This window comes from Streptomyces sp. FH025, assembly GCF_017427025.1.
Taxonomy (GTDB): Bacteria; Actinomycetota; Actinomycetes; order Streptomycetales; family Streptomycetaceae; genus Kitasatospora.
Genome location: NZ_JAFLNG010000792.1, coordinates 1 through 3,205 on the forward strand (window position 1 = coordinate 1; position 3,205 = coordinate 3,205).

General features: G+C 73.7%; 3 protein-coding genes. 2 read left to right on the forward strand and 1 reads right to left on the reverse strand.

Annotated features, from left to right (window positions below; genetic code table 11):
• Positions 1-1,180, forward strand: a 1,180-nt coding sequence (locus J0670_RS33910) for a YhgE/Pip domain-containing protein (RefSeq protein ID WP_207816164.1), incomplete at its 5' end; no start/stop codon positions are given.
• A gap of 74 nt (positions 1,181-1,254) precedes the next feature.
• On the opposite strand, the gene J0670_RS33915 is transcribed toward J0670_RS33910, so the two are convergent.
• Positions 1,255-1,881 (reverse strand): helix-turn-helix domain-containing protein, encoded by a 627-nt coding sequence (locus J0670_RS33915; RefSeq protein WP_374223229.1) that lies wholly within the window; start codon positions 1,879-1,881, stop codon positions 1,255-1,257.
• Positions 1,882-2,030: 149 nt separating this feature from the next.
• Here J0670_RS33915 and J0670_RS33920 point away from each other — a divergent pair, with 149 nt between their 5' ends.
• Positions 2,031-3,020, forward strand: a complete 990-nt coding sequence (locus J0670_RS33920) for an alpha/beta fold hydrolase (RefSeq protein WP_207816166.1) — start codon at positions 2,031-2,033, stop codon at positions 3,018-3,020.
• Positions 3,021-3,205: the final 185 nt, after the last annotated feature.

Genomic DNA, 3,205 nt, shown 5'->3' on the forward strand with positions numbered 1-3,205 from the left:
GGGCGGCATCGTCGACCCCAACGGCAAGCTGCACCGCCTGCCGGTCGCCGTGGTCGACGCCGACACGGGCGCGCCGCTGCCCGGACAGCCGGAGAACCTGGGGGCGCAGCTCACGAGGTCGATCGTCGCCGCCGGGCCCGCCGGCTCGGTCGACTGGCGCCGGGTCGACCAGGGCGAGGCGCAGGACCTGCTGGCCTCCGGCAAGGTGTACGGCGCGCTGGTGATCCCCGCCGACTTCACCGCCTCCGTCGCCGCGCTGTCCACCCCGCAGGCGAAGGCCCGGCCGACGATCACCGTGCTCACCAACCCGGGCCTGGGCAGCCTCGGTTCCTCGATCGCGGCCCAGATCAACCAGAACGCGGCCCACCAGACCTCACTGACCATCGGCAAGCAGCTGACCGCCTCCCGCACGGCCGCGAGCGCCTCCCCGGCCGCCCGGCTGCTGCTGGCGGATCCGGTCGCGGTGAGCACGCAGGTCGGCCATCCGATCGGGCGGCACACCGGGCTGGGCCTGAGCGCCTTCTACTACACGCTGCTGCTGGTGCTGGCCGGTTTCATCTCGGGCAACCTGATCCACAACGGCGTGGACACCTCGCTCGGCTACGCCGACAGCGAGATCGGCCCCTGGCACCGCCGCCGGCCGACCGTACCGATCGGCCGGACGCAGACGCTGGTGCTGAAGATGGCGATGACCGCCGGCATCTCGGTGCTCACCACGACGATGGTGATGGTGGCCTGCATCGCGATCCTCGGCATGGACGCCTCGCACCTGCCACTGCTCTGGGTCTTCTCCTACTGCGCCTGCCTCGCGGTCGGCCTCGGCGTCCAGGCCATCAACGCCGCGTTCGGCGGCCTCGGCCAGCTGGTGTCGATGTTCGTCTTCATCGCGCTGGCCCTGCCCTCCTCGGGGGCGACCGTCCCGCTGGAGGCCGTCCCGGCGTTCTACCGGTTCCTGGGCGCCTTCGAGCCGATGCGCCAACTCAGCGCCGGGGTCCGGGCGATCCTCTACTTCGACGCGCGCGCCGACGCGGGCCTGGCCCGCGCCTGGATCATGATCGCGGTCGGGTTCGTGGTGGCCCTGGCCTTCGGCTTCGCCATGACCCGCTACTACGACCGCAAGGGGCTCCGCCGCCTCACCCCGCAGCCGGCCGAGCAGCCGACGGACGCCGGAGCGCTTTGACCCGGGGTTCGGCGGGGGCGGAGCCTTCGGCAGTCGTGTTGATCACTGACCGTCCGGAGGTCCGGGGCGCCGCGCTACCGGGCCCGGCGGTCGGGGGCCGGGGTGCGCGATCGTAGGCGCTCCCCCTGCGGCCCGAACATGACCAGGTATTCGACCGGTCCGCCGGGTCCGGCGTTGGCGACTCCGTGGGCGGTGCGGGTGTCGAACTCGGCCACGTCCCCGGCACTCAGGACGAGGTCCTGCTCGCCGAGCGCCAGCCACAGCCGCCCGTACAGGACGCACAGCCATTCGTACCCGTCATGGGAGACCTGCCGCGGCCGCGCCGGCGGCGCGTCGATGGCGGGCAGGACGTGCTTGTGGACGTGCAGGCCCCCGACGTACCGGGTCAGCGGTAGCACCGCCTTGTCGTTGCCGATGCCGTTGCCGTTGCCGGAACGCCGCGGTACCGGGGTGCGCCGTCCGGCCGACCCGGTGGGTGCGGTGCCGGCCAGCTCGTCCAGGGAGACGTCGTACGCCTTCGCGAGCCGCAGCAGCACTTCCAGGGTCGGCTTGCGCCGGCCGGTCTCGATCCGCGACAGCGTGCTCAGCGAGATGCCGGTCGCGCGGCTGACGCCGGTGAGTGTGGCACCGCGCTGCTCGCGCGCGGTCCGCAGCCGGGGGCCCATGGCCGCCAGCGTGTCGGCTGTGCCGTCGTCCATCACCGTCACCGTCGCCCCGCTCCCTCCGGCCGTGCCGCCTCCACCGCCCTGTCCTGCCAGTTTGCCAGAATGGAAAGAGTGTTCGCGTCGCGCGGCGGCCGCGCCGCATGATCGGCGGGTAACCGCGGCCGCCCGTGAACCGAGGAGAAGCGATGCACCACCCCGCACCGTCCGCCGACCTGCGCCACCGCACCATCGAGGCACCCGCCGGGCGCCTGCACCTGGTCGAGCAGGGCACCGGACCGCTGGTCCTGCTCGTCCACGGCTTCCCCGAGTCCTGGTACTCCTGGCGCCGCCAACTCCCGGCCCTCGCGGCGGCGGGGTATCGGGCCGTGGCGCTCGATGTGCGCGGCTACGGCCGTTCCTCCAAGCCGGCCGCGACGGACGCCTACCGGATGCTCGACCTGGTGGAGGACAACGTCGCCCTGGTGCGCGCCCTGGGCGAGGAGAGGGCGGTGGTCGTCGGGCACGACTGGGGCTCCAACATCGCGGCGACCTCCGCCCTGCTCCACCCCGAGGTCTTCCGCGCCGTCGGACTGCTGAGCGTCCCCTACGCGCCGCCCGGCGGCCCCCGCCCCACCGACGTCTTCGCGCAGATGGGCGGCGACCAGGAGTTCTACGTCTCGTACTTCCAGGAGCCCGGCCGGGCCGAAGCAGAGATGGAGCCCGACCTCCGGGGCTGGCTCGCGGGCTTCTACGCGGCCATGTCCGCCGACACCATGCCCGCCCGGGGCGAGCCCGACCCGCACTTCGTGGCCCGCACGGGCGGCCGGCTGCGCGACCGCTTCCCCGGCGGCAGGCTGCCCGCCTGGCTGACCGAGGACGACCTCGACGTGTACGCCGGGGAGTTCGAGCGCACCGGCATGACCGGGGCCCTCAACCGCTACCGCAACATGGACCGCGACTGGGAGGACCTCGCCCAGTACGCCGGAGCCCCGATCAAGCAGCCGTCCCTGTTCATCGGCGGCGCCCTGGACGCCTCCACGACCTGGATGGCCGACGCGATCGACGCCTACCCGGCCACCCTCCCCGGCCTGGCCTCCGCCCACATCCTGGACGGCTGCGGGCACTGGATCCAGCAGGAGCGCCCCGAGGAGGTCAACCGCCTGCTGACCGCCTGGCTCGCCTCCCTCCAGGGCTGAATCGGCGGGTGTTCCGACCGGCCTCCGTCGCAGGAGACCCCGGTCGGCACACCCTTCCCGACGGCGGCGGGCGGCACCCCGGGGTGCTGTTGCACCCGGACGCCGTAGCGACGGTCAGGCGCCGGGGACCCCGCAGCGGGCCGCGTACGCGGCGAGGCCCTCGGCGGTCGCCCCGGCCCAGCCGA